The organism is Pedobacter cryoconitis (genome assembly GCF_003259615.1).
Lineage (GTDB): Bacteria > Bacteroidota > Bacteroidia > Sphingobacteriales > Sphingobacteriaceae > Pedobacter > Pedobacter cryoconitis.
The window spans coordinates 1-5378 of record NZ_QLLR01000059.1; the positions used below are offsets into that span (position 1 = coordinate 1).

Consider the following 5378-nt stretch of genomic DNA (forward strand, 5'->3'; position numbering starts at 1 on the left):
GACCGCGGAGTTCAGTACGCTTGCAACGAATTCAGATGCTTACTGGAAAAAAATCCTTTGATCATCAGAAGCATGAGCAGAAAAGGAAATTGCTGGGACAACGCAGTAGCGGAGAGCTTCTTCAAGACGCTCAAAGCTGAATGTGTGTATCAGCATAAGTTCACAGACAAAGAGCAGGCAGCACTCATCGTTTTTGAATATATAGAGACTTGGTATAACCGTAAAAGATTACATTCTACACTGGGGTACTTGTCCCCAGAAGAATTTGGTAGAAACTTAAATAAACAAAATATTGCCGCTTAACTAAATGTCAACTTTAATGTTGCAATTCCAAGATTTAAAAGGAAAAGTGAAAGCAGATCATTTTCGAGACGTAGTTACAAATGCAATAATTCATCAATCGGAACAATTGTCAATGATTAATTCGGCTGAGCGTCTACTAAAAAAGATGAAGTTAATTTAAAAATCTTCTCAATGTTAGTGAGATCTCTTTTAATTATTTTATGTCAATGGGAGAAAGCAGTTACATAGGAATATACAAATAAGGCTCCAATACTGAAATCAATAAGAAAATTAAGTAGCTTGATTAAACCTATCTTAAACTTTCTTTCACATGTAATTCCTTACAATACCCCCAAATTCTTTATCATCCATCATTTTCGAAAAGATATCTTGGCTTTGCTACATTCTAATAATGGCCTTATCCATATAAATATCATCAAAACCGAATTTGAAGTTCTCAATACTACTTGCTTCGGCTTGTTGCCTCAATTTATCATCAGCATAAAGTTCTTCTGAATATCTAACATGTCTTTGCGGTGGCCGGCAATACTCTACAGTTTCGTTTACTGTAAAATACTGCTTTGTTTAATTGGCCCGGCATCACCGATACAGGTGTCCCGCTATAGATTGATATATGCAAATTGACCAGAGCAAGTCTGGTGGAAGGATGTTTTCCCAAAAGAATGTAGTGTGATAACTGGAGTGAATTTATATCTAGGGATGTAGACATGTGGGCCTACCAGAGCCAGATAACCCTTGACTTTTCAAGACCAAAAAAATCCACTGATAATCCGTACGTTGAATCTTTCAATGGCAAATTCAGAGATGAATGTGTAACCCTCCCTTTTTTCGAACCGGCTTAGGAGGCGAGAATTCAAATTTATATATTATTTTCATCCCTCAGCATGGAGTCAGCTCCGCAGGGGCTGACTCCATGCTGAGGCTCCATTGTGCTCTATATTCTAACGGCGTTTTACCATCTAATGCTTCATGTGGTCTCTTAGAATTATAATCCTTTACCCATTCTTCAGCTAATATTTGTATTTGCATTATATCTTCAAAATAAATATGCGTTAAGAACGCTTTCCCTGAAGCTTCTGTTAAAACGTTCTATATATCCATTCTGCATCGGCCTACTTGGTTGAGTATATTGGATTTTAATATTATTCCCTTTGCACCAGGTATTAAATTCCTTGCTTATAAATTCCGGACCATTGTCAGTCCTGATGCTTTTTGGCTTTCCTTGCTCTTGAATTATTCGTTCTAATAGTTCTGTTACCCGCATGGCAGGCATTGAATGGGCAACTTCAATGGCAATAGCCTCCCGGCTATAATCATCTATTACATTTAGCGTTCTGAATTTCCGTCCATTGGTAAGCACGTCACTCATAAAGTCGATAGACCACAACTCCAGCGGGGCTAACGGACGCGCCAGCGGATTTTTCACACGCTTCGGTAAACGTTTGCGCGCTTTTCTTCTCTGATTTAGCTCAGAAGTAGATACACCCGTCTCACACGCTTATAATTCCATTTATATCCCTCCGTTCTAATTCGCCCATAATATAAATCTTGACCTTCGGTTGGATAAGATCCAGCCAATTCCTAAAGCTTTGTAATCGTTTCTGAATCATCCTTTCTAGATTTATAGTAATACATGGATTTCGGTAGAGAAGCTACACGACAAGCCCTGCTGATGCTAATCTGATGGTATTCCACCACATAGGCACCCATGTTTTTACGCTGGCAGGGCTTTAAAACTTTTTTGAAAGAACGTCTTTCAGAATCTTATTATCCAAGGCCAATTCAGCATACATATGCTTAAGTCTGCGGTTTTCTTCCTCTAATTCCTTCAAACGGCGTAGCTCCTGATTATCCATTCCAGAATACTTTTTCTTCCAGTTATAAAATGTGGCGTGATGTATCCCCAAATCACGGCAGATATCTGCCACCTTTTTACCCGACTCTTGTTCCTTGATTGCTGCCACGATCTGGCTTTCACTAATTACTGACTTTTTCATCTTCCTGTTTTAAAGTTACGAATTTTCGCCTTTTATACAGTCCGATTTTTAGGAGGGGTTACAGCATCCTTTAAATCTCTTTCTCTAATTTTTAAAAAAAAGGGAATCTAAGTTTTATCTCAAATCCCATATATAAAGTTTATTAGATACTGCCCTTATACTGACGATAAAAATTGCTGAGATCCACTTTATCCGTTATCTAAACTATCGGAACCGGGCAAGATGGGCTTTTGGCAAGCAGTCCGATAAATCATAAAGCATTAATAAGCATTGTTCTCGTATCGCTCCCTAAAATCGTTTCACGTGTTAAAGATAATATTTATTGCATTCATTTAAGTCCGGCAAGGTCCTAGAAACTTTAAATTAGGAAAACAACTCCATTTGTAAGTTGTTTTCCTAAAACAATGTCACCTCTCCCAAAATCTAATTCACTTTAGACATCTTTCAATGTTGCTATTTCTTCATAATTAAATTCAAATTTACTTTGCAGGATTATTTCATTTAAAATTGATCTTATATGGCCTAACTCGATTGACTTATTAAAAAAGTCAAGTAAAATCGGTATGTTAATTAACTCTTCAATACATTCCATGTACTTTTTTACCACAGCTTCCACAGGATAGTTTTTCAAAGCATCATCATAGATTTTAGCATGCAATTTATCTACTTCGGCTTCTGACTTAATAACAAAAGTTATAGGATATTTTTGTAGTTTTTCAATATCCAGAAAATACTTCTTGAAATCCAAAGTTTCTGTCACTTGAAAAAACCTACCAAGTGGCTTCATAACAAAATCAATCCCTCCATCATTTGCATTTGTTCTGCCTGTCTTATATAAAGTTAGTTTCTCCTCGTTTAAATTATCAGAATTGTAGCCCCAATAAATTGTAGTGTCAATATAATAATGCTTTAAGATCGCATAACTCACAATTTCAAATAGTCTGGCATCAACATTAGGAGATAATTGAGACATTACAAATAACCTTACTGCATTGTCATTATCCGCGTCAATACCTTGTAAGTCTATACATGTAGATATAAATAGATCTAGAGCATTACTCTTAGTTTTTATATATTGATCAATTATTTCTATAATACTTTCAGCAATATTAAATATAGTATGACTAAATGTGATTTTCAACAAGTCTTCATTAATCCAATATTTTTCGGAAACCCTCAGAATTGGTGGGGTTTCCTGTATAGGAAAATACTTTTGAAACTCCGAATTAAGCCTATTATTTAAAGCATGATTCTGTAAATTTGCCCCAAAAGGGAGCTGTCTTTGTCTATTGAATAAATGTTTAAATTGCGAGCCATTAGATTTCTTATAGCCATCATTAACATGAAATCCTTGCTTTATGTAATCCTCAACTAAAACATAAATAGCATATAGGTTAGCAAAACTTCCCCTTGCTTTAGATCCACTATTTGCGGATTTTGTTTTAACATTTAGATATTGAAGTATATAACTATCTTTAAATATATCTTCATAATTATGAGGGAAATTCTTTTTTAGAATTTCATTAATATTACTTGTGAATTGGTGTTCCATCGAATAGCTCTAGAGTGTTGTTTTTTTTGATTTGGTAAGTTTTTGGTTCTTTCTGTAGTTCTAAATCGCAATAAGACGAAGGGATTTCAACCCTTCTAAGACCTATCTTTAAATACTTTTCCTGCAACTCAATTCCTATTGATCTTCTATTTAATTTTTTTGAAACATAGCAGGTAGTAAATGATCCAGAAAAAGGATCCAATATTAAATCATTTTCATTACTGCTTGCTAGTATAATTCTCTCTAGGAGAGCGACTGGTTTTTGTGTGGGATGATCTTCAAATTCATCCATTCTATATCTTACTCTATTATAATCCCAGACATTTCCAGGCACTTTAGATGAATTGTAAACTTGTGGAGGATTCTTTCTATAATCAATTAACTTTCTTTTTGATCCTGTCTTCGCTTCAACCAGTATATCTTGTGCATTAAAAGTGTAATTAGATTTATTTTTAACTCCAAAAAGAATAGGTTCATACATTGACCCATAAAATTGTTTAGCCTGAACCCCAGAGCTGTCATATGACCATACTATTCGAGACAAGATTGTTAACTTATTTCGAAGAAAGATGTCGAAGTATGGCATAAATTGGGTAGAAGTCATCACATAGAATGACCCATTTGGTTTAAGTTTTTGTAAACACATATTTAGCCATTTATAGCACCAGTCTAAATAGTCTGTTTCGCTATCCCACTTATCCTTTACTCCATCAAAATCTTTGCCTATATTATACGGTGGATCAGCAAAAATTAGATCAACACTCTCGTCTTCTATTAAGTCAAGTGACTCTAAGACGTCTCCATGGAGAATTGTATGATTATCTGTATTATAAGCTCTTACAGGCATGTAAACTTGAATATTTTAAAAAAATATGTATGTATGCAAGCTATCTCTTAATAGATTTGCAGAATTTGGAACAAAATTAAACAAATTCTGTTAGAGTTAGGCCATTAGAATGTACATTGCCAGAGTAAAGTTTAAACGTACTCACATAAAAATTTGTTTTCTCTGCTTCAAATCAAATATGCGAGGAAAATAATAATCAACCAAAAAATAAAAGAGCATACAAACCCTCTTTTATACGCTCTTTTTCCCTATTTACACCTTCAAACTACTCATATAAACACTATCAGAAACATCTATCCTCCTACCATCAGTTAAAATTGTCTTGTCCTTAAATAGCTTTACACTAGGTCTTGTCCGGTTTTTAGTTTACAGTTTTGAAGAGTGAATATTTCTACTTAAAACTATACATTATGATTTGATTGTAACTACATCTGGCACTTTTTTCTTTCTGGTATTTTTCCAGTATTTTATCAATGGTTCAGTAGTTTGATGAGCAACTTCTGGAGTTAGAAAACTACAACTCATATGTGGTCTAATATTATTGTAGGCTTCTATTGCTGTTTTTACTGCGAATAATGCTTCAGTTCGGGATTTGAATATCCTGCTTAGTTTAAATTCAGTTTTTAGAATACCATTTATCCTTTCAGCAATTGGATTTTCATAAGCTTCACCATGCTGG

Annotated in this window: 8 protein-coding genes; 2 read left to right on the forward strand and 6 right to left on the reverse strand. The window is 34.5% G+C overall.

Going from position 1 to position 5378, the window contains the following annotated elements; all coding sequences use genetic code 11:
• Window positions 1–303 (forward strand): IS3 family transposase (locus LY11_RS26170; protein ID WP_146610862.1); only part of this gene is annotated, 303 nt, incomplete at its 5' end.
• A 707-nt stretch (window positions 304–1010) separates the two neighbouring features.
• Window positions 1011–1145 (forward strand): integrase core domain-containing protein, encoded by a 135-nt coding sequence (locus tag LY11_RS26180; protein ID WP_111636524.1) that lies wholly within the window; start codon window positions 1011–1013, stop codon window positions 1143–1145.
• Between the two features lie 37 nt (window positions 1146–1182).
• On the opposite strand, the gene LY11_RS27355 is transcribed toward LY11_RS26180, so the two are convergent.
• From LY11_RS27355 to LY11_RS26200, 6 genes are all read right to left on the reverse strand, one after another.
• Window positions 1183–1332, reverse strand: a complete 150-nt coding sequence (locus LY11_RS27355) for an integrase core domain-containing protein (protein ID WP_211321665.1) — start codon at window positions 1330–1332, stop codon at window positions 1183–1185.
• A gap of 7 nt (window positions 1333–1339) precedes the next feature.
• Window positions 1340–1729, reverse strand: coding sequence for a DDE-type integrase/transposase/recombinase (locus LY11_RS27000; RefSeq protein ID WP_211321666.1), 390 nt, complete (start codon window positions 1727–1729; stop codon window positions 1340–1342).
• Between the two features lie 304 nt (window positions 1730–2033).
• Window positions 2034–2300, reverse strand: a complete 267-nt coding sequence (locus LY11_RS27005) for a transposase (RefSeq protein WP_211321667.1) — start codon at window positions 2298–2300, stop codon at window positions 2034–2036.
• Window positions 2301–2733: 433 nt separating this feature from the next.
• Window positions 2734–3852 carry a restriction endonuclease gene (locus LY11_RS26190; protein ID WP_111636525.1) on the reverse strand — a complete coding sequence of 373 codons (1119 nt, stop codon included), beginning with the start codon at window positions 3850–3852 and terminating at the stop codon, window positions 2734–2736.
• A complete protein-coding gene (yhdJ, locus tag LY11_RS26195) occupies window positions 3830–4699 on the reverse strand; it encodes an adenine-specific DNA-methyltransferase (protein ID WP_111636526.1) in 870 nt (289 codons plus the stop codon). Before yhdJ ends, LY11_RS26190 begins: the two co-directional genes overlap by 23 nt.
• A 408-nt stretch (window positions 4700–5107) precedes the next feature.
• Window positions 5108–5378, reverse strand: a 271-nt coding sequence (locus LY11_RS26200) for an integrase core domain-containing protein (protein WP_146610802.1), incomplete at its 5' end; no start/stop codon positions are given.